The sequence below is a fragment of the uncultured Traorella sp. genome (genome assembly GCF_944327115.1).
Lineage (GTDB): Bacteria > Bacillota_I > Bacilli_A > Erysipelotrichales > Erysipelotrichaceae > Traorella.
Window position 1 is genome coordinate 12,884 of sequence record NZ_CALVGS010000007.1, and the last position, 22,039, is coordinate 34,922.

Genomic DNA, 22,039 nt, shown 5'->3' on the forward strand with positions numbered 1-22,039 from the left:
CATTTTAAGATTTCCCACCGATCGTCTTTTTTCCCGGAACACAGTGACAATGACGACAACGGGCTTCATATGATTCACTGGCACCTACAAGAATGATCGGATCCTTATAATTTGCCGGTTTTCCATTGATGATGCGCTGGGTACGGGTAGCAGGTGCCCCACATTTTGTACATACGGCTGTCAGCTTCGTTACAAACTCGGCCTGAGTGACCAGTCTTGGCATGATGCTGAATGGTTCACCACGAAAATCCATATCCAAGCCGGCACACATGACACGTTTTCCCTGATCGGCAAGATAGTTGCAGATATCGACGATATCCTCATCAAAAAACTGTACCTCATCGATCGCAATGACCTCCGCATCCTTACAAAGCTTCAAGATTTCAGCAGAATCTTTGATTGCATAGCTTTCAACGCTCGTACCGGCATGCGAAACCACCTTATCCACGCTATAACGATTATCAATGCTCGGTTTAAATACGACGATCTTCTTTTTCGCAAACTGTAAGACATTGATCCTTCGGATCAGCTCTTCGGTCTTGCCCGCAAACATACAGCCGGTAATAACTTCGATCCAGCCCTCTTTATATTGTTGATACATAATTTCACCTCGAATACCCATACATTATACACAAATCTTGTGAAAGAAAAAAGGACTTAATGTCCTCTTTTTCTTATTTAAGTCCGTATTTCTTATTGAATTTCTCAATTCTACCTGCAGCAGCTGCAAATCTCTGTCTTCCGGTATAGAATGGGTGACAGTTTGAACAAGTATCAACTCTCAATGACTTAGCTGTTGAACCTGTTTCAAATTCAGCGCCGCATGAACTACATTTCACAGTAATGCGATTGTAAGTAGGGTGAATTCCTTTTTTCATCTTTCATTCTCCTTCCGCCTTGAGTGTCTGATCGACCCAAAGTAAGTGCTAATACATGATACCATCAAAAGAAAGCTAAATCAAGTATTTTTTGTGATATTTTCATCAATAAGAGCCATCGTTTCCTTTATTTATTTAAAATCATTCTTACGGTGTGGGCGATTCACAAACAAAAGAGGTCTTATAAAGTACGCTGTACTTTCTTATTCATCAACAGATAGGATATAACAGCAAATATTACCGAAATCAGAAAAGCTATCGCACTGGAAACAAAAGAGAGCTTAGGACCGATTTCATAAATAAATCCTGCAAACAGTGAACCGCCCACCATACCTAAAGAACGCATCGAATTATAGACACCTACCATCAGACCATTCTCATCCGGCTTCGCAAACAATGAGATCATGGCCTGAAGCAACGGCTGATAAACAGCATTAAAGCCAAAGAAGACTACATTCATGATAATAAACGGAACGACATTATCAAGGATGATGATGCTTATCATCATCAAAAAGCATATACCTAAAACAGGAATGATCGATTTTAGGATATTTGTTTTCTTCATCAGCAGCACACAGATCGTAGAATTGGCAAGCAAGGTAATAAAGCCAACCGCTGCCTTTAATAATCCATTATATGATGGCGGAAAGCCATACTGATCTTTTATGAAATAATTGAAGCATTGTTCATAACATGTGCTGGCAAAGGAAGTCGCTGCACAGACTACCAAAAAGACAAAGATAGCCATCGTCATGATATGGCGTGAGTCAAGAATGGCCTGAAAAGGATTGGATTGGTGAAGCAGACTTTTCCACGAAAAGCGTTCACTGGTCGGTGCATCACCTAAAAACAATAAATAGAGTACCCCGATCAATGCCAAACCTGCCACCTGGCATATAAATGTCAACGGAAGTGAGATATCCCCTAAAAAGCCTCCGATCATATATCCGAAAGCTGAGAATATCGCATTGAGCGTAACACTGGTTGCCAGATCCTGTCCTTTCTTTTCATCTGATGAATTTTCAATGACATAAAGGATGTTACAAACAGAAATACCGCCGATGAAAAAGCCTCCGATAAGACGTGCCGCGATGATCTGCCATTCGCTCGTCGACATACTGAAAAGGGCCTGCGCAAAAGAATATCCAAAGAAACAGTAGCCGGTGATACGAGCGGTTCCTACACTTTTTGAAAATTTGCCCCAAAAGGGTGAGAAAAGAAAGTTAGTCAGAGCCATACAGGCAAAAGCCACACCAAACATATAATCATTAAGATGCAGATTTTGGATAAAGGTCGGTGTTATCGGATGAGCAAAATTCGCAACTAATGAATATAGGACGATCATGATAAATAAGCGGCGAATCGAAATCTTTTTCATACTTCACCTTATTTGATCAAATGAAAGTTTTCCTGTCTTCCGGCAAGATAATAGACCTTTCCACCGGTAAATAAGACATCTGTTTCAGCTCCAAAGGTCAAGGTAACATTCCAGCTTTTGACCTCACACTTACAATTCAGCTCTAATGAATATGCGGTATTGTCATACAGCAGATAATCACCGGAACCCGGTACGCCATTCTGCATATCCCACAGACCGATCGTCGGACCGGCTGCATGACCGTGGAAACCGATCGGATGCGTATAGATACAAGGCACGATTCCTTCTTCTTTTGCCTGTTTCAATGCCTTTGCCAATACCTCATTACCACTTCTTCCGGCTTTAAAATGAGAGATCGTAATATCCTGAAGGCGATTGACCGTCTTCATGACCTGTTTCAATTCCTCAGGCGCATCCGTTTCATCCAATTTCAGCACATAGGCATTTTCCTGGGTATCGGTACATAAATTCAGATAGCGGAAACCTACATCACAGTGCAAGAGATCACCCGGCTGGATCACTGTTTCCCCAAACACTTCATTGACCTCAGCACGGCGTACGGATACTTCAAAATCAAACCATGGTTCAAGACCTAATTCTTTACATTTTTCAAGCATGAAATACTTTACATCGGCATTGGTCGTGACACCCGGCAGGATGACCTTGCTGGAAAATGCCTCTGCAATCAAAGCATGTGCTATTTGCATGATGCCGGTATAGGCCTGCATTTCCTCTTCGCTGCGCGTTTCAAGCCAGCCTACACAGACATTCTCAGCACTGACGACCTTTTTCTTTTGATCCTCATCTAAAGCTGCCATGATCGTTTCATACAGGCTATGGGAAAGTCCATCCGCAAAAGCAAAGGTATTTGAGAAATTTAAACCGATTTTATTTGGATTGCATGAAGCAATCATCCGATGAAGACATTCCATCTGTGTTTCACACGGACTCTCTTCCCCCTTGCCTTTCTTTCCAAAAGGCATCAGAGCATCCTTATCCTGCCAATCCGATCCCTTCGGATTGGTCCATACCGATTCATATACATCATCTAAACCGACATTCGGCCGTGTCAATGCATAACGCTTTACCACACCGTCTTTTTGTAAATGAAACAATAAAATCGTCAGACGTCTTGCCGTCATCATCGCACAAGGAACCAGGGTTTTCAAAACCGGGTCCTCATTATATTCGTTGCAGGCAACTACCCAGCAATCGATTCCGCTGCGTTTCATCACAACAGGCAGGATCGTATCTAAACGATGCACGAGCCATTTATCTAAAAGTGCTTCCTGTTCACGATAAGGCAGGATCTTTTTCTTAAATTCATCGACGCTTACCTTTTGTACTAAAAAATCTTCTTTTGATATCACCACTTATATTCCCTCCCTTCAAATAACAAAATCACCGTGTTCCATGATGACCACTTCCTGACCATCAAAAGTAATGCCAACAACCTTCGTTTCGGGTGTTCCAATCATAAAATCATTATGACTGGTTGCCACATTGACCCCATGTGCCAAAAGCTCTTGATCGCTCATCGAGGCACCGTTTTTTATATTGCTTGAAAAGCTTTGTCCAAAAGCCAGATGACAAGCAGCATTTTCATCGATCAGCCCATTATAGAAAATACGATTCATCCGCTTGATCGGAGAATTTTTCGATACTAACGCAACTTCCCCTAAACGACGGGTCGTTTCATTTTTAAAAAGAGCATCTCGAAGCAATTCTTCATTAGCGCTGGCATGACAGTCAACAGCCTTTCCATCTTTAAAGGTAATCGAAAAATCAGTCACTAATTTTTGTGACATCATAAGTGGAAAAGAAGCATATGCCACACCATTCACGCTGCGATAATCCGGATCCGTAAAGATCTCCTCTGTCGGCATATTGGCTACATAAGGCTCCTTGACCTTGCTTGACCCCATATCCGCAGCACTGGTCCAGATATGATCTTTTACAAGATCCATCATGATATCCGTACCCAATTCACTTGTGATATGCAATGATCTAAAATTATAATCATTCAGCTTCGCTGAGATCTTTCCTAAGCTTTCACAATGTTTATGCCAATTTTCAACAGGATCACTTTCATCATCAATACGCATCATCTTGCACAAGGCCTCTTCCAATTGGATCAGGGCCTCATGGTCACTTAATTCAGGATAGACCTTTTTGGCCCAATTCACATTCGGATATACGGTGCCTGTCCATTTCAAGGTACCCGCATGGATATATTTCCGAACGACATTTCGCAATTCATTGCTGCTGAAACCTTTCGCTAATAAATGATCGCTTGGAACATCTTCATTTAATGTCGGATAGCTTCCCATCAATGACATTTGTACACAGTCCTGACGAAGATAGTAATCCAGCGATTCCTTCTTCCATTCGGGAAGTTCTTTTAAAGTATCTGTATCACAATGCAAGGCTCTTAAATGTTCTATCTGTGCATCCTCTAAATGTACGATAACATCCTTTGCCCCCATCATAAAAGCTTCCTCTGTCAAACAACGTGCCAGATCCAAGGCATCCGTACAGGTCTGAAGCAAAAGGATCTGACCCTTTTGAAAATTCACCCCGATCTCTAACAATACACGGGCATATTTCTTCAATCGTATTGGATTCATTTGCGTTTCTCCAATTCTTTCATAAGAACCTTTTTGATCTGAGCCGCTGCTTTTTGCGCATCCTCATTTGATACCACATTATTAAACAGCGGTGCCAATTCCATATCCATCTTCGCCTTATTGATCCTTCGCTGGGCACTTGCCTGGTCATCCTTATATAATTCATTGATCTGTTTTTCAAGCTGTTCAAAATTTTGCGGCATCACAAAGAAAGCGATGCTTTCCGGCATATTCAGCTTGATCGGACCTACACCTTGTGCTTCAACCTCAATCAGGACATTCTTTCCCTTGCTTTGAAGAAATTCGACCTGCTGCTTCGGTGTTCCATAATAATAACCATTAAATTCGGTATATTCCAAAAGCTCTTTATTACGTACTGATTCCGCAAACTCTTTATGCGTAACGAAATAATAATCCTTGCCATCTACTTCATCCGGACGTTGCGGGCGGGTAGTTTCTGAAATAGAATAAAACAGCTTTAAATCTTTATCCTGAAGCAGGATATCTCGAATATCTCCTTTTCCTACTGAGCTTGCGCCGCTTAAAATTACTACAAGTCCTTTTGCCATAAATATCCCCCTTTTATTTTGCCGCACTAACGACCGTACATAAAAGCTTATATGTGCGATCAAAGCTTTCCAGATCCAACTCTTCGTCAGGCGTGTGCACGTGGGCTGAAACAGGTCCTAAAGAAATGATATCCATATCCGGAACCAGGCTGCAGAATACACCACACTCACAGCCGCCATGTCCGGCGACCATTTCAAGGTCTTTATCATAAAGCTTTTTGACAGCAGCTTTATAGATATCGCGCATTGGTGAAATTTCATTATAATTCCATCCCGGATAACGTGCAGACGTTTCCATATCAAAGCCCAGGCGCTTTGCCAATACCGATAAAATATTGACCAGATTATCAATACCGCTTTCAATCGCACTGCGGACAGATATGATCAATTCTACCTGATCATTTTTTGTCGTAACGACACCTAAGTTCAAAGAAGTCAGGGTCAAGCCTTCAATGGCCATCGAGCGGTGCTGGAAACCATTCGGCATCAGATAAGCATAATCCATCAGATCATCACTGTCCTTTTGAATTGCTTTATAAGGAGCCATGGCTGTTTCCTCAAATTTTAATGTAAAGCCGGCATCACTAAATTCAAGTTCTGTGGAAATATCCTTCGCTGAAGCTTCAAAATATGCCTGAAGTTCTTCTTTTGGTGTAACTGATGCGAAAACGACATCTGCTTCTCGGGGAATGGCATTGTCCTTCAAACCGCCATCATATGAAACAAGCTGAATCTGAGCGCCTTTTAAGACCGCTTCCTTTACGACGCGGATCGCCAGCTGATTGGCATTTCCTTTTTCTTTATGGATCTCACCACCCGAGTGGCCACCGCTCAGACCAGTGATATGAAGCGCATAAGTCGGAGCGCTATTCTCTTCCATGGTAAGCTTTTTGGTAAGGTTACACTGACAGCCTCCTGCCGATGAGAGCATGGTCGTCGTTTCGCCCCCGCCATCAAGAGAGATCATGCGATGTGAATGGATATCCTCAGCTTTGAGATTCATGGCTCCTAAAAGACCAATTTCTTCCTGAACCGTAAAAATACATTCAAGTGGCGGATGGGCCAGGCTGTCATCTTCCAAGATGGCCAGCATATAGGCCACTCCCGTACAGTCATCAGCGCCTAAGGTCGTTCCCTTTGCCCGCAAGATGCCATCTTCTACATATAATTTTAAAGGATCTTTTTCAAAGTCATGATCACAGTCTTTATTCTTTTCACACACCATATCGATATGTGCCTGCAGGATCAGGCTGCCGTCATTTTCATATCCCTTTGACCCATCCTTATAAACGATGACGTTATACATATCATCCTGTTTATACTTCAATCCGTGTTCTTTCGCAAAAGCCACGATATAATCGCTGAGTTCCTTTTCGTTTTTACTGCCATGCGGTATTCTGGCACATTCTGCGAAAAAGAAACGCGGACGATTTGTAATTTCAAATTCCATTGTACTTCCCTCCTATTTCAGATATTTTTCCATCCATTGTGTAATCTCATTCAATCGGCGCAGACGATGCAATGGCTTTCCGCTTCTGGACAATTCATGATTTTCCCCCTTAAATGCCACAAGCTTTGTTTCAACTTTACGGCATTTCAAGGCAGTGTACATCTGAAGTGCTTCCCATACCGGACAGCGATAATCTTCGATTGAATGAATAAACAATGTAGGTGTCTTGACATGATTCACATACTTTAAAGGTGACATATCCCATAATTCCTGCTGACAGTCATAAAGGTCATCAAACTCCTGTTCGATCGGGAAATCAATGCCATAATCACTGGCACAAACCTCACTGATCCAGTTTGAGATCGAACGCTGTGAAGCGGCCGCTTTAAAGCGATCGGTATGACCCACGATCCAATTGGTCATATAACCCCCATAGCTGCCTCCGGTAACCCCTAAACGTTCTTTATCTATTGCAGGATAAAGCTTGAGCACCAGATCACAGAAATCCATCAGATCTTCATAATCGATCTTGCCAAAGTTCCGGCGCAGATCCGCAAAGGCATTTCCTCGTCCATCCGATCCCCGCGGATTACAGAAAAAGACAAAATATCCTAAATTTGCCCAGGCCTGCATCTCATGATAGTAGACCTCACCATAGGCTGTCTTAGGTCCGCCATGGATATCCATGATTGCAGGATAGGATTGGTGAGGATCATAATCCTTCGGTTTTAATACCCAGCCTACGATCGGCGTTTCTTTATCAAGTATCACTTTTTCAGGATGGGCAACATAAACATCCTTCAATACCTCTTCGTTCAGACAGGTCAATTGTTCCAGTTTGTCATCCTTTTGGACATAGACCTCCTGTAATTTCTGATCTTTCATCGCAATCAGATAGATCTCATCATCTTTTACGACAAAATCATCACAGGAACCTTCAAAATCCACGACCTTTTCAAGTCCGTGATCCGTTAACCGGACAACAATGCTGCGTGAACCATCTGTCGTAATAAAATAAGCCTGATCATTCTTCTTTAAAAAGTTTTTGACGCGTCCAAAGCGACAGTCACTGCCAACGCTGTTATACATGCTGTATTCATTATCTGCCACAAGATACATCGTCTTATCTCTCAGCTCATAAAATTTTGCCGCTTCCATCGCTCCGTATTCCTTTGCAAAAGTTCCTAAGACGATAACCTTCTGATCCTGAAAAAAGACCCTGCTGATCTGCATGACATCATCAAACAAGACAGATGTATCACCGCTGACCACATTCATTTTCCAGACATGGCTCCATTTCCCCTTAAATGATGTATAATCAACTCCACAATAAACAAGTTCATCACCACAGATATCATAGCTTTCTACATCAATCGTTTCTTTTACAAGATCCTTGACCTCATGTGTTTTCCGGTTCACTAACAAAAGTGTCGAACGATTACCATTTATGATTCCCTCACCATTGAAAAAGAAGGGATATTCATCAAGGATGATATAGTCATCATCTTTTTTCTTATTCTCTAATGCTTGTTTTTGTTCTTCCTCACTAAGATGATGATAATGAGGCAAAGAGCGTTGGATCACAGCATTGACCAGATAATAATCTTCATTGAAGACTTCGATCTTATTCACGATGCATGGCAGAGAGAAAGAATCACATTCTTTGCCATCTGACAGAGAGATACGCACAAAACGGGTATGGATCAATGGATTTTTCTCATCATTTCGGACCATGAGCAGCGAATCATCATCTAAGGGATAGATGACACAACGCTTCATCCATTCCCCTGCAAATACTTCCTGACGGCTCTTTGTATCCATGACATGCATTCTTTGCTGATAATCATTATTTTCCAAATCTGTACGACTTTCTACATAAGCAAGCCTGCTTTCATCCAAAGAAAGCGTCAGATCCGATAAGAAACGATATCGGGTAAATAAATCCAGTTGGATAGATTTCATAACTGATCTCCTTTATTTAAATCATGTAGATGCTGTTGCGCCCTGAAGCTAAAAATGATACTTCATTTCCTTCTAAAACAACGCTTTCCTCGGTAAAGATATAAGTGTCACGCTGATAACAGTCTAAATATTCAATAATGCTTAATTCTAATGCATAAGCGGTATGATCATGCAGCTTCAGATCACCCTTGACAGGGATCGGATGCTGATTTGAAAACAAACCGATCGTCGGTCCGGCTGCGTGTCCGTGGAAACCCAGAGGATGGGTATATAAAACAGGCCTCAATCCCTCTTTTTTCGCCATTTCTATACTGTTGACGAATACTTCATTGCCGCTGGCACCAATTTTCATATTGGATCGTACGATATCCTGAAAACGATGATTCCGCTCAACTGCCCTTACCAGCTCAGCCGGTATTTGAGTTTCGCCTTCCTTTGATACATAACATAGACGTTGGGTATCGGTACACAGATTTAAATAACGAATACCAAAATCACAATGAAGCAGATCGCCTCTTTCAATCACACAGCCTTCACCATGCATGCCATCTGCTCGCTGTAAATCGATTGTCGATTCAAACCATGTCACAATACCGAGATCATTGACACGCTGTTCCATATAATCCATCAGATCACGACAAGTCGTCTTGCCCGGCACGATCCTCTCTTTAGAAAAAGTGTCCTCGATGATCTCAACTGCGATCTTCATGACCTCCGGGTAAATTTCAAGCTCTTTTGGTGAACGTGTTTCCAGGAAGCGAATGCCGATATCATCACTGCTTACAAAACGATCGGTCAATTCCTTCGGTAATTCGTTCATGAGCTGACGATATAAACCAACAGATAAACCATCTGTATAGGCAAAGTGGTCGGATACATCGATGGCGATCTTTTGCGCATCAAGACGTTGCAAAACCCTTGTCAGGGCTTCCATCTGTGTTTCTTTTTGCGCATCATAATCTTGGACATAATATCTTTCCAATTCATCATCATGCATATTCACACAATATCGTTCAGCTTTTCCATCTTTCATCGCCAATACCAGAATGGTCGTCCGCCGGGCTGTCACAAACCTTGAAGGCGTCAGGGCATGAAACAGCGGATCCTCATTATATTCACGGCTGGCAATGATCCAGGCATCAATACCACATTCAAGCATGAGTGGCGGTAAGATATCGTCTAAACGTTCTTTTAAGATTTCATCTTTTAATTCATTCTGTTTCGCTAAAGATAACATAGGCATCCTTTCAGATTCTAATTAAAATCAATTCCTGCTGCGGTTCGGCAAGCCATTCTGTGCCATGCTCGGTAATAACGACATCCTCTTCGATACCAACACGTCCCCATGGCGTTTCAATGCCCGGTTCGATCGTAAAGACATTGCCAACACGTAATGGCGTATCGATCAGTTCAGGACGATTATAACGTGGCCGCCGGTTTGCCAGGATCGTTCCTCCATCATGTGTCTGGTGACCGACCTGATGACCCAAGGCTGCATTCCATGAATCATAGCCTTCATCTACGATCTTATGACGGGCAATCTGATCGACCTGGAAACCGGTAACCCCTTCACGCATGAATTCTTTGGCTTCCTTGATCGCATCGCGTACGAGGTAAAAAGCCTTCTTCACCTCTTCAGGAGCATCCTCTTCATCTTCCTTCAATACATAATACATTCTCTGTAAATCAGAACAGTAACCATCCTTGCTTACACCATAATCGATATTGATGAGATAACCTTCTACGATAGGTGTTGAAACGATGCCCATATGTCCGCTTGGAACATTTGGATCTACGCTGACACCCGGACACTGTGAATCCGCCCATGACATGCCATAACCATCCTCATATGCCACTTCATGGAGAAAATTAAAGATATCCAGTGATGTCGTTCCCTTTTTACACATTTCAGGTACTCTTCTTAAATATTCATCAGCCTTAACGGCACAATGACGGATCTTTTCAATCTGCGTGCTCGTTTTCCTGCCACGGACATCCGATACGATCGGAAAAGCACTGACCGTTTCCATTTTAAAATCCAAACGTCTGAATACACGCTCAAGCATCTTATACATGCCCACCGTCAAGCCATCGGCTGCGGCATCTGAGCTGCTGTAATCCAGCGCCAAGCGTTTTGGTTTTAATTTTGAAAGAACCTCATAAATCGACTCTTCCATCGTTGTCTGATACTCAACCACCTCATCAATGCCTTCGATCAATTTATATCCTTCAACATCTAAAGGCGAAACGATCGCAATACATTTTCCTTCGGCAGTGAAAATAAGGGTCGTTGCAATAATAAAATCCATATCACCTAAAACTGGAAGAACCGGTTCGCTTTTCATGATGCTCTCTCTTCCGGTAATCAGCCATGCATCAACTTGATTCTCACGAAGAGCTTCATATATGATAGGTAATTTTTCCTTATCTAAGTACATTGATTAACCTCCTTTATAAATCAAGCGAAGAGCTTCCTTTCAGAAACTCTCGCTTAATATTTTTTTATTCAGGTACCTGTATATACCAGAATACATGATTACCCTGAGGTGAGCTGATATAACCGCTGACTCCCTGCTTTCCTAAGCAGATCTGCTTATAACCAAACAATGGAACGGTATAGGCCATTTCTTCAACCAGGTATGTTTCTGCATCATGAAGCAATTCAAGACGCTCAGTATTATCTTCTATGGCACGAGATTCGTTGATCATGGTATCATATGCCTCATCGCCCCAAGTCACATGACCATACTGTGTCCAGCTGGCTGCCATATCCAAGAAAGTAGATACATCCATGTAATCAGCACTCATGGCACCACGGGCCATATCGAATAAACCATTTTCACGATCATCAAAGAAGGTACGAATTTCACCTGTCTTCAAGGTTACATCAATATAGATGTCTGCTAACTGAACCTGGATAACTTGTGCAATCGTGCTATGATCAGCAGCCTGATTTGTGTAATATGTCAGCTGCAGACGATTATTTTCATTATATCCGGCTGCTTCCATCAGACTTCTTGCCTCATCTTTATCCGTATAAACTAACTTATTTTCAGCATCGGCTTCTTCACGGAAATCACCATTGACACCTTCAAAGCCCTTTGGAACATAACCATATAATTCATAGTAAACATCTTCTGCATCCAATGCCGTAACAAGTTCAGTACGGTCAATACCTAACTGGATTGCTCTACGAACACGAACATCCTGTAAAGCCGGTGTATCTTCACTATAAGCGTTCAACATGATGTAATAATTAATCACTGAATCAGAAAGCAATAATTCAGGCTGTCCTTCGTAAACTTTCGTTACCTGATTATTTACGCCCGTTGCGAAATCAATCTCACCTGTCTGGAAAGCTACCAGCTGGGCATCCGGATCGGACATGACCTTTGCAACCAGCGTTTCAGTTACGACATCATCCGCATGTGCAAAGTGTTCATTTTTAACCATGACATATTCATCAGCAGAATCGATCTTCGTCGTCTGATAAGCACCATTGGTCGGCACTGTTGGATCATCGGCCCATGAAGAATCATGTTCCGGTGAAAATTCTTCACGAAGCGGGTAGAAGACACCTGCCGGCATCAGATTCACAAAATATGGACATGGTGATGAAAGAGTAATCTGAATCGTAAAATCATCTGTTGCAACAATTCCTACATCATCCATATCGGCAACATCACTCATATTGTCATTATGTGCTTTCGCATTCAATACATAATCAGCCAGGAAATATGAATAGTAAGAATCAGCAGCCCCCATGCCGATAGCACGCTTCATTCCATATACATAATCAGCAGCTGTTACCTGCTCACCATCGCTCCAATAGTTATTTTCAGTTAAATGGAACGTATAAGTCAAACCATCATCACTTACCTCATAATCTTCACAAGCTTCATTTTGTAAGCTGCCATCTTCACCAATGATAAATAGTGGATAATATATCTGATTCAGAATATAAGAAGTCACACTGTCACTTCCAACTGCGGGGTCAAGCTGTGTAGGCTCACCAGAAATCGCATAGGTGAACGTATCGGATAAAGTACCGGATGTTTCACCTCCATCTCCACCGCACGCTGCCAGCGTCAGCGTCATCATCGCGGCAAGAGATAAGCAAGATAAGCGTTTTACGATGTTTTTCATTTCTACTCCCTCCTTTTATTTTTCGTATAAAAAACATGATACAAGGCGATTGCCCACCTGGATCGGCTGTGGTGTTTCACTGTAACAACGTTCGCTCGCTTTTGAGCATCTTGTACAGAATGGGCAGCCTTTAGGCGGATTGATAGGACTTGGGATCTCTCCCTCCAAAACAATACGATTCTTGGTTTTGGCTATATCTGGATCCGGAATCGGAATCGCCGATAATAAAGCGACAGTATATGGATGCAGCGGCCGGTGATAGACATCATTGCTCGGCCCGCATTCCATCATATGTCCTAAATACATTACTCCGATTTTATCGGATATATGTTTGACCATGCTCAGGTCATGGGCTATAAACAAATAGGATAATCCCATTTCTTTTTGAATGTTTTTCAATAAGTTGATCACTTGTGCCTGGATCGATACATCCAATGCGGAGATCGGTTCATCACAGACAATAAATTTCGGATTGACTGCCAAGGCTCTGGCAATTCCGATTCGCTGACGCTGGCCTCCGGAAAACTCTGCCGGATAACGGCGGATATGATCCGGCTTCAGCCCTACGATCTTCAAAAGCTCAACGACTCTTTCTTCTCTTTCCTTATCCGTATCATAAATCTTATGGATGATCATCGGTTCTTTTATGATTTCACCTACGGTCATTCGTGGATTTAAAGAAGCATACGGATCCTGAAAGATCATCTGCATATCTTTTCTGAAACTTTTAAGCTCTTTTCCTTTGATGTTGGAAATATCTTTACCATTAAATTCAATGTTACCGCTGACGGGATCATATAATTTAACGATCGTTCTTCCCAAAGTACTTTTCCCGCACCCGGATTCACCTACGAGTCCGAATGTTTCATTTTTCATGACATCGAATGTTACTCCATCCACGGCCTTTACGACCTGCTTCTTGGAAAAAAGCCCTTTTGTCACATCAAAGTGTGTTTTTAAATTTTTGACACTTAAGATTACTTCACTCATTTTTTCACCACCTTGCTGTGATTCAGCCAGCAGGCACATTGATGTGTCTTACTGAACTCTGTTGTTTCAGGCATATATTGCTTACATATCTTCATCGCTTTTTCACATCGATCCACAAAAGGACAGCCCTTTGGCGGATTCAACAGATCCGGCGGTGATCCCGGTATCGGCGTAAGCTCAACATCATCATCAACTTCCGGATTTGCGATACAGCTTAATAATCCCAGGGTATATGGATGCTTCGGTTCATAGAAGATTTCCTTATCGGTTCCGATTTCAACGATCTTACCGCCATACATGATCGCCACACGATCACATAATTTCGCAACCACTCCCAGATCATGGGTAATCATGATGATCGCAGAATCACTTTCTTCACGTAAATGATCGATCAGCTCAAGGACCTGTGCCTGAATCGTTACGTCCAGTGCTGTTGTCGGTTCATCAGCGATGATAAGCTTTGGATTACAAGCCAAGGCCATCGCAATGACGATACGCTGCCGCATACCTCCTGAAAATTCAAAGGGATACTGTTGAATACGTTTTTCAGGTGATGGAATACCAACCAGGCGCATCAGCTCCAATGCCCTTTCATGTGCCTGGGATTTGCTCATATTGGTATGATTCATCAAAGGCTCGATCAGCTGGGTTTCGATCTTCAATACCGGATTTAAAAAGGTCATCGGATCCTGAAAGATCATCCCCATCGTATTGCCGCGGATCTTCCGCATCGCTTCTTCATAATCTTTCCTGCCTTTAAATGAAGAAGGAGAAATATCCTGACCATCAAATAAGATGCTTCCATCAGTAACTTTTCCGTTTTCTGCCAAAAGCCCGATGATCGAATACATGGTCTGGCTCTTTCCTGAACCGGATTCACCAACGATTCCCAAAACCTCTCCTTGTTCAAGTGTGAAGGAAACATCACGGACGGCCTGTACGCTTCCCTGTTCCATTGTAAACTGTGTACTCAGATTTTTAATTTCTAAAAGCGCCATATCCTTCACCTACCTTTTGTTTTCCAAGGCTTCACCAAGACCATCACCCACAAAATTCAGTGACAGGATGGTCAGACACATGATCACAACGATCCAGACGATCTGAATCGGATATGTAAAGATCACATTACGACAATCATTGGCCAGCGTTCCCCAGCTTGGAATCGAAAGATCCAGTCCGATACCTACAAAGCTAAGAAAAGATTCAGTGAAAATAGCTGATGGAACCATCATCGTCAGACAAACAATGATCGGACCTAATGCATTGATAATCAAATGTTTAATAAGGATACGAAGATTGCTGGCACCTAAGACCTTAGCTGCTAATGAAAACTCCATTTCCTTCAACGACATGACCTGTGTTCGCACCTGTCTGGCCATCTGTATCCATGAAGTCAAACAAATCGCCAGCATCATGCTTGGAATTGAATTACCAAAGATCATTAAGATCAAAACGACATATAACAAAGTAGGAACTGCATAGATGATATCAATGATACCCATCATCACCATATCTACCTTGCCACCTACATAGCCGGAAACACCGCCATAGACGATACCGATCACCAAATTGATCAGCGCTGTCGCAAAACCAATGGCTAATGAAATTCTTCCGCCATACATCACTCTTACAAGGATATCACGACCCAATTGATCCGTTCCAAACGGATGGGCCAGACTTGGCATTGCATTTCTTAAGCTCATGTTCTGCTCCTCATAACTATAAGGAGATAGCAGCGGAACAAAGATGACCAGAATTACCATTACAACCAGAAATATCAAACCTGCAAGTGCTATTTTATTCTTTTTAAACCGATCCCATGCATCTTTTAAAAAGGTCTTGCTTTCAACGGCAATAAACTCGGAATTCTTTTCACTGTCATCAAGCTTTTCAAACAGATCATCTGTATAAACGATTTCTCTATTTTCCATGTTTTACACCTACTTTCCAAGTTTGATACGCGGATCGATAATAGCCGCTACAACATCTGAAATAATATTCATTATGATAACGATAGCACCAAAGAATAAAGTTAACCCCATGACCAGAGTATAATCACGATTGGTAATGCTGCTTGTAAATTCACGTCCGATTCCCGGAATTGAAAATAGAGTTTCAATGACCAATGAACCTGTGATCAATCCTGCAAACATCGGACCACAATAAGTAATGACTGGCAGCAAAGCATTCTTTAATCCGTGTTTCACCGTGACCATCACTTCTTTGGTACCCTTGCTTCGGGCAAGTGTAATATAATCTTTATTCATCACATCTTTAAGCGAGCTTCTCGTCAATCGTGTGATCATCGAAATCGAGCTGAATGATAAGGCCAATGCCGGCATGATATAATGCTTCCATGAATCCAAACCTACGACCGGCAGCCAACCCAGCTTTACTCCAAAGAGGATCATCATAAGGATCGCTAACAAGAAGCCCGGTATCGATACGCCCATGGTCGCGATCATCGTTATGACATTATTGGTGACCCTTCGCTTGGTCAAAGCCGATATAATACCAAATACCAGACCAACGACAAGTGCTATCGCAAAAGCAACCAGTCCGAGTTTTGCCGTTACCGGAAAACGGCTTATGATGATATCTGCGACCTGCTGTCCTTTTTTAGAAATCGATTCTCCAAAATCACCATGTAAAGCATTTGTCATATAAATGACATATTGTTCAGTGACCGGTTTATCTAATCCATATTTTGCTTCAAGAGCCTCATATGCTTCCTGTGATAAAGCCCGGTTATCCTGTGAAAAAGGATTTCCCGGCATCGCTTTCATTCCAAAGAAAGTAATTGTTGCCAGAACAAATAAAGTCAGACAGCCAATCAGTAATTTTTTTATAATATATTTCAGCATACCCCTCTCCCCCTTTTTATATCAGATACAATTCTTTCTGAGGAGGAACAATAAATTCTGCTCCATCTTTTTTCACGACAACATCTTCTTCCAGACCGATACGTCCGGCACGCGTCGGTATTGCCGGTTCAAGCGTAAACGCCATATTTTCAAACAAAGGTGTCCGAATCAGTTCGTCTTTATTGTAACGAGGCTTTTCAGGTCCTAAAAGAGGGCCTCCATCATGGGCAACCCGTCCCATCTGATGCCCTAAAGCAGCGTTCCAATCCTCATATCCTTTACCTGTGATATACTCACGGGCTACCGTATCGACCTCAAGGCCCGTAACTCCCGGCTTTAAGGCTTTCGCGGCTAATAAGATTCCATCCCTTACGGTATTGAAGGCTTCTACGATATCTTTGGGAGCTTCGCTTTCATCTTCTTTCAAAACATAATACATACGCTGCAGATCACAGCCATAGCCATCAACAACGATACCAAAATCAATATTGACGACATCTCCTCTGCTGATCGCAAAATCCGGTGCTCCCATATGACCTCCCGGACATCCATAACCGCTAAAGACTCCCGGATTGCATGATTTTGGCCATGACCATCCAAACCCCTTTCGTTCTACCTCATTTTGGAAGAAAGCATAGACATCTTTACAGTTCATTCCCGGTTTAATGAAATCCTTCGCATCATCGAATATCTTTTCCGCTTCCAGACAAGCTTTGCGAATCTTAGAAAGCTCTTCTTCTGATTTGATTCCCCGGACACGAACGATAATGTTTTCAGCAGATACGACCTTGCCCTGATAATTTGCTTTTTCAAAGGCTTCTTCTAAAAGATGATACATACCAAGACTTAAACCATCGGCACTTGGATTTTCAAGCGAATAATCCAAAGCGATCACTTCAGGCTTCTTTTTGACGATCACTTCAGCCAAGGTATCTGTAAATGATATCGGAAAAGCAATCACTTCATCAAAGACGCCATGATGCACATATCCATTATAGTCGATCGGTGTGCATACAGCCGTGCTCGTACCATCCTTGCAGAAGATAAGAGCCGTACAGCCAATAAACTCTGCATCGCTCATAACCGCCAAGATCGGTTCCGTGTTCGTTGCAGACTCTTGTCCGGCAATGATCCACATATCAATTTTCTCGTCCCGCAATGCATCAAAAGCAATTTTTACTTTTTCTTTTGAAAACATAATATGCTACCTCCTGTGAAATATGGGTTTATATTAAACCATTTTCACATAATTTTCAATACTTTTTTTCATAAAATTACATAATTTTGCACTAATTATTTCATATATTTACATTTATTGTTGAAAATTATTTACATTAAACTAAAAATTTATGTTATCATACCTACAGGAGGACATATTTATGAGTCAGAGAAGAGAAAAATGTATATCAAAAATAAAAGAAGCTAATCTGGATGGCGTCTTGGTTGCTACCGGACCTACGTTCCAGTATTTAAGTGAAAGTACGGACTATTTCTGGCAGCGCAACTGTATGAACAATATTGATGGCAGGCTCAGTGCCAAAATATTGCCGGAATGTGTTCTTTATCTAAGCGTTAGCGGTGAGTGTACGATCGTTGCCATTCCGCGTCTGAAAGATGCTTTCCCAAATGAAACTGTCATCGTATCATATATGGATCAGATGGAAGATACGCTTTCTCCTTATGTCAAAGGAAAAAAGATCGGCATTGGTGTTGACTGTCATGAATGGCTCAAATCTGCCTTACATGAAATTGATCCAAAGATAGAAACCGTTGATGCGGAAGAGCTGTTTTATGATCTGCGCGCGATCAAAGATGAAAAGGAAATAGCGATCATGAGAAGGCTCGCTAAATTTACCGATGAAGCCGTCATGTATGTCGTTACCCACCTCAAAGAAGGAATGACTCAATACGATGCTGAACAGATGCTCATGCAGTATGGTCTGGATCACGGCATCCAAGATTTCTCATTTCCGCCAACGGCCGGTTTTAAGACACGAGGTACTTTTTCAAGCGAAGAAAACTTCGTGTTCCCACGTACTTCAAAATTAGTCCCGGGAACGGCCATTGCCTTTGATGTCGGTTATATGGACCAGGGATATTGCTCTGACTGGGGAAGAACTGTTTATTATGGCAAAGCACCAGAAAGAGTCAAAGAAGGTTATAAAGCTTTACAAGCCGGACAGGTATCCATGGTCGAGCGTATCGTTCCAAACAAGACAAATGTAAATGAACTCTATGATTTTGTTCTTGAAGAAGTTGAAAAACGCGGATTTGCGGATGTCTTGCGTTTCAAAGATACCGGTATGTTAGGCCATCAGATAGGAACCGACTGTCATGAATATCCTATGGTCAACCGTTCCAGCGATGCTATCTTACGTCCGGGCATGATCTTCTGTTCTGAACCGAAAATGATGTTTGAAGGCGAATGTTATATGCGTGTGGAAGATATGATCCTCGTAACAGAAACCGGTGCTGAATTTTTAACGACATTCGATCGTGATTTGTTTGAGTTTAATAATGAATAATTTGTATTTTTCATCTTCTGATTAAATATTCGTTAAGATTTTTCAATTCATTTTATAAATTGATGAATCACTTGACCTATAAAGTCATCTGTGTTATTTTATCCAAAAAAAGAGAGGATATGTTATGCCCATAGATATGAAAGGCATCATTGCCGATACTTTATTGGCGATGACAAAACAAAAAGGAATTGATAAAGTAACCGTAAAAGCATTGATCGAAGAATGCCATATTTCACGACAGACCTTTTATTATCACTTTCAGGATATTATGGAAGTCATTGAATGGTCCATTGAGCGAGCGGTTCAAGAAACGATCAAATATACTCAAAAAGCCGATACGCTGAAAGAAGCTCTGACCTATCTCATCGATTCTGCCGTTGAAAATCATGAACTGATCCATAAACTTATGGATTCTCAAAAAAGAGCACAAATGGAAAAAATCTTTGTTCAGGCTACAAAAACATATCTTCAGGCTTTTGTTGAATGTAAAGCTCATGATCTTTCTCTCAATTATAATGATGTAGAAGTAGCCCTTAATTTCTATAGCTTTGGTATCAGCGGTCTGTTATTGATGTATTGTCAGCACGATGATATAGATACCAAGAAACTGGCAAAACAGATCAGTCAAATTCTTCCTTCAAACAATCACAATTGAATATATTGTCAAGCAAAAGGACATCTAAATTAATACCCAGGTAAACACAAAGGTCAAAAAATGTCCTCCAGTAACATAAATACATTGAAGTAAAAACGAGTTTAGTGAATTTTCACCAAACTCGTTTTCTTTTTCTCTTAAATAAATCAGAAAAACAACTGTCCAATCACTTACAACATTTCTCCGTTGGTTTCAATTACTTCTTTATACCAATAGAAGGAATCTTTCCGGATACGCTGGTTTGTTCCCTTACCCTCGTCATCTCGGTCAACATAGATAAAACCATAACGTTTGGACATCTCTCCTGTACTGGCACTGACAAGATCGATACATCCCCACATGGTATATCCGATTAAATCAACACCATGCTCAATCGCAACCTTACACTCATGCAGATGATCCTTCAGATATTCAATTCGATAATCGTCATGGATTTTTCCATCAACAAGCGTATCCTTTGCTCCCAGGCCATTTTCCGTAATAATCATAGGCAAATGATAGCGATCATAGATTGCTTCCAAATAGTAACGAAGTCCCTTTGGATCATACGACCAGCCCCATTGCGAATAATTCAAATAAGGGTTACGCGCTCCGTTAGCAAAGTTGCCTTGCACGATATCCTTTACCTCATGTGTTGTTACGAGATTACTCATATAATAAGAGAATGTATAGAAATCAACCTTGCCCTTTTTCATATCTTCAAAATCCTCAGGTTGTGTTTCCATGGTTACTTCATACTCACTCCATAGACGTTTGGCAAACACAGGATATTCACCAAACACTTGGGCATCACCTGTATAATAGATTCCCTTCTCCCAACGATATCTTGTTTCCAGAATATCATTTGGATCACAAGTAGCCGGATAGTTTGGAATACCACAAATCATCGATCCAACCTTATTCTCCGGATCAATCTCATGAGCCAATGACACGGTTCTTGCATTTGCCACCAGCATGTTATGTATGATCTGAAAGCTCTTCTGATGTGTTTCCTTAGTAGATATATTGCCAAACATATCTAGCATTAACAAATAATCGTTCATCTCATTGAATGGCAGCCAATATTTAACCAAACCTTTGAATTCCCACAGACATGTTTCAGCGAACTTCATATAATAATCAATTAAACGGCGATCTGTCCATCCTCCATAAGTATTCTCCAAATATAGTGGTAAATCTCCGTGGAAAATAGTTACTAATGGTTCAATTCCATATTTATGCAGTTCATGAAATACGTTTTTATAAAATTCAATTCCTTTTTGATTTGGCGCATTTTCATCCCCTCTGGGATAAATACGTGGCCAAGATATTGACATACGAAACATCTTGAAACCCATTTCCGCAAATAAGGCAATATCTTCTTTATATGTATGATAAAAATCGATTGCTTCATGACTCGGATAAAAATATCCGTCTAAAACTGCAAGTTTTGACCCCTTTGGAAGTGTTCCTCCTAAATTAGAAGGAATAGCACCCGGCTTTCCATCTTGATCGATATAAGTCAGTTCTCTGCGTTTAGCGAAAGATCCTGCTGTTTTACAGTCTGATCCTGATAGTCCTTTTCCATCCTCTTTATATGCTCCCTCTATCTGAATCGCCGAAGTGGCACCACCCCAAAAAAAGTTTTTTGGAAACTCACTCATGTTCTACCTCCTTCCCTTGGTTCGCACAATATAGTTCCAGAACATTTTCAGCCATAAAAAGTTCTGAGTGAATCGTCATCAATGTGTCTTGAGCATGAATAAATAGCATCGTTAAGCATTGTGACTCGTTCATCACCGTATCCTGTATAACCTTTGTTTGTAGTTTATGCGCCTCAGTAATTTTTTCCCTGGCCTCCTTTAATAGTTCCTTTATCACATCTCGGCTTTTTCCCTGCCCTGCAGACTGAAATGCCTTATTGACTAGAGATCTTCCCTCACCTGCGTGTAGGATGATCTTCATGGCCAATTCATTCAATTCTTTTACACTATACTCAGACATTCGCATTCTCTC

General features: G+C 41.5%; 20 protein-coding genes. 2 read left to right on the forward strand and 18 right to left on the reverse strand.

The window, feature by feature from the left end; all coding sequences use genetic code 11:
• Window positions 1-4: 4 nt before the first annotated feature.
• The 16 genes from Q0K35_RS00365 to Q0K35_RS00440 form a co-directional block, all read right to left on the reverse strand.
• Complete coding sequence (locus Q0K35_RS00365; RefSeq protein ID WP_294560551.1) at window positions 5-601, reverse strand: thymidine kinase; 597 nt, start codon at window positions 599-601, stop codon at window positions 5-7.
• Between the two features lie 73 nt (window positions 602-674).
• The gene (gene rpmE, locus Q0K35_RS00370) at window positions 675-878 is read right to left on the reverse strand and encodes a 50S ribosomal protein L31 (RefSeq protein ID WP_071441214.1); all 204 of its coding nucleotides are present in this window, start codon (window positions 876-878) and stop codon (window positions 675-677) included.
• A 181-nt stretch (window positions 879-1,059) separates the two neighbouring features.
• Complete coding sequence (locus Q0K35_RS00375; RefSeq protein WP_294560554.1) at window positions 1,060-2,256, reverse strand: MFS transporter; 1,197 nt, start codon at window positions 2,254-2,256, stop codon at window positions 1,060-1,062.
• Between the two features lie 8 nt (window positions 2,257-2,264).
• A complete protein-coding gene (locus Q0K35_RS00380) occupies window positions 2,265-3,629 on the reverse strand; it encodes a M24 family metallopeptidase (protein WP_294560556.1) in 1,365 nt (454 codons plus the stop codon).
• Window positions 3,630-3,644: 15 nt separating this feature from the next.
• The gene (locus tag Q0K35_RS00385) at window positions 3,645-4,883 is read right to left on the reverse strand and encodes an aminopeptidase (protein WP_294560558.1); all 1,239 of its coding nucleotides are present in this window, start codon (window positions 4,881-4,883) and stop codon (window positions 3,645-3,647) included.
• On the reverse strand, window positions 4,880-5,452 hold the full coding sequence (gene gmk / locus Q0K35_RS00390; protein WP_294560560.1) for a guanylate kinase: 573 nt from the start codon (window positions 5,450-5,452) through the stop codon (window positions 4,880-4,882). Before gmk ends, Q0K35_RS00385 begins: the two co-directional genes overlap by 4 nt.
• Before the next feature lie 13 nt (window positions 5,453-5,465).
• On the reverse strand, window positions 5,466-6,902 hold the full coding sequence (gene pepD, locus Q0K35_RS00395) for a beta-Ala-His dipeptidase (RefSeq protein WP_294560562.1): 1,437 nt from the start codon (window positions 6,900-6,902) through the stop codon (window positions 5,466-5,468).
• 12 nt (window positions 6,903-6,914) lie between these two features.
• The gene (locus Q0K35_RS00400) at window positions 6,915-8,864 is read right to left on the reverse strand and encodes a S9 family peptidase (protein WP_294560564.1); all 1,950 of its coding nucleotides are present in this window, start codon (window positions 8,862-8,864) and stop codon (window positions 6,915-6,917) included.
• 16 nt (window positions 8,865-8,880) lie between these two features.
• Window positions 8,881-10,101 (reverse strand): M24 family metallopeptidase, encoded by a 1,221-nt coding sequence (locus tag Q0K35_RS00405; protein WP_294560565.1) that lies wholly within the window; start codon window positions 10,099-10,101, stop codon window positions 8,881-8,883.
• A gap of 10 nt (window positions 10,102-10,111) precedes the next feature.
• On the reverse strand, window positions 10,112-11,302 hold the full coding sequence (locus Q0K35_RS00410) for a M24 family metallopeptidase (protein WP_294560567.1): 1,191 nt from the start codon (window positions 11,300-11,302) through the stop codon (window positions 10,112-10,114).
• A 64-nt stretch (window positions 11,303-11,366) separates the two neighbouring features.
• Complete coding sequence (locus Q0K35_RS00415) at window positions 11,367-13,010, reverse strand: peptide ABC transporter substrate-binding protein (RefSeq protein WP_294560569.1); 1,644 nt, start codon at window positions 13,008-13,010, stop codon at window positions 11,367-11,369.
• Window positions 13,011-13,025: 15 nt separating this feature from the next.
• Complete coding sequence (locus Q0K35_RS00420) at window positions 13,026-14,000, reverse strand: dipeptide ABC transporter ATP-binding protein (RefSeq protein WP_294560570.1); 975 nt, start codon at window positions 13,998-14,000, stop codon at window positions 13,026-13,028.
• Window positions 13,997-14,998 carry an ABC transporter ATP-binding protein gene (locus Q0K35_RS00425; protein WP_294560572.1) on the reverse strand — a complete coding sequence of 334 codons (1,002 nt, stop codon included), beginning with the start codon at window positions 14,996-14,998 and terminating at the stop codon, window positions 13,997-13,999. The genes Q0K35_RS00420 and Q0K35_RS00425 overlap by 4 nt, the downstream gene beginning before the upstream one ends.
• 9 nt (window positions 14,999-15,007) lie before the next feature.
• Window positions 15,008-15,931, reverse strand: coding sequence for an ABC transporter permease (locus Q0K35_RS00430; RefSeq protein ID WP_294560574.1), 924 nt, complete (start codon window positions 15,929-15,931; stop codon window positions 15,008-15,010).
• A gap of 9 nt (window positions 15,932-15,940) precedes the next feature.
• Window positions 15,941-16,864 (reverse strand): ABC transporter permease, encoded by a 924-nt coding sequence (locus Q0K35_RS00435; RefSeq protein ID WP_294560576.1) that lies wholly within the window; start codon window positions 16,862-16,864, stop codon window positions 15,941-15,943.
• A 16-nt stretch (window positions 16,865-16,880) separates the two neighbouring features.
• Window positions 16,881-18,062 carry a Xaa-Pro peptidase family protein gene (locus tag Q0K35_RS00440; protein ID WP_294560578.1) on the reverse strand — a complete coding sequence of 394 codons (1,182 nt, stop codon included), beginning with the start codon at window positions 18,060-18,062 and terminating at the stop codon, window positions 16,881-16,883.
• Between the two features lie 181 nt (window positions 18,063-18,243).
• Here Q0K35_RS00440 and Q0K35_RS00445 point away from each other — a divergent pair, with 181 nt between their 5' ends.
• Window positions 18,244-19,389 (forward strand): Xaa-Pro peptidase family protein, encoded by a 1,146-nt coding sequence (locus Q0K35_RS00445; protein ID WP_294560580.1) that lies wholly within the window; start codon window positions 18,244-18,246, stop codon window positions 19,387-19,389.
• 124 nt (window positions 19,390-19,513) lie between these two features.
• Window positions 19,514-20,044: a TetR/AcrR family transcriptional regulator C-terminal domain-containing protein gene (locus tag Q0K35_RS00450; RefSeq protein WP_294560581.1), complete on the forward strand. Its 531-nt coding sequence runs from the start codon at window positions 19,514-19,516 to the stop codon at window positions 20,042-20,044.
• Window positions 20,045-20,214: 170 nt separating this feature from the next.
• Here the strand turns inward: Q0K35_RS00450 and Q0K35_RS00455 are convergent, their stop codons facing one another.
• Window positions 20,215-21,687, reverse strand: coding sequence for a glycoside hydrolase family 1 protein (locus tag Q0K35_RS00455; protein ID WP_294560583.1), 1,473 nt, complete (start codon window positions 21,685-21,687; stop codon window positions 20,215-20,217).
• Window positions 21,680-22,027 (reverse strand): PTS lactose/cellobiose transporter subunit IIA, encoded by a 348-nt coding sequence (locus tag Q0K35_RS00460; RefSeq protein WP_294560585.1) that lies wholly within the window; start codon window positions 22,025-22,027, stop codon window positions 21,680-21,682. The genes Q0K35_RS00455 and Q0K35_RS00460 overlap by 8 nt, the downstream gene beginning before the upstream one ends.
• Between the last annotated feature and the right edge of the window lie 12 nt (window positions 22,028-22,039).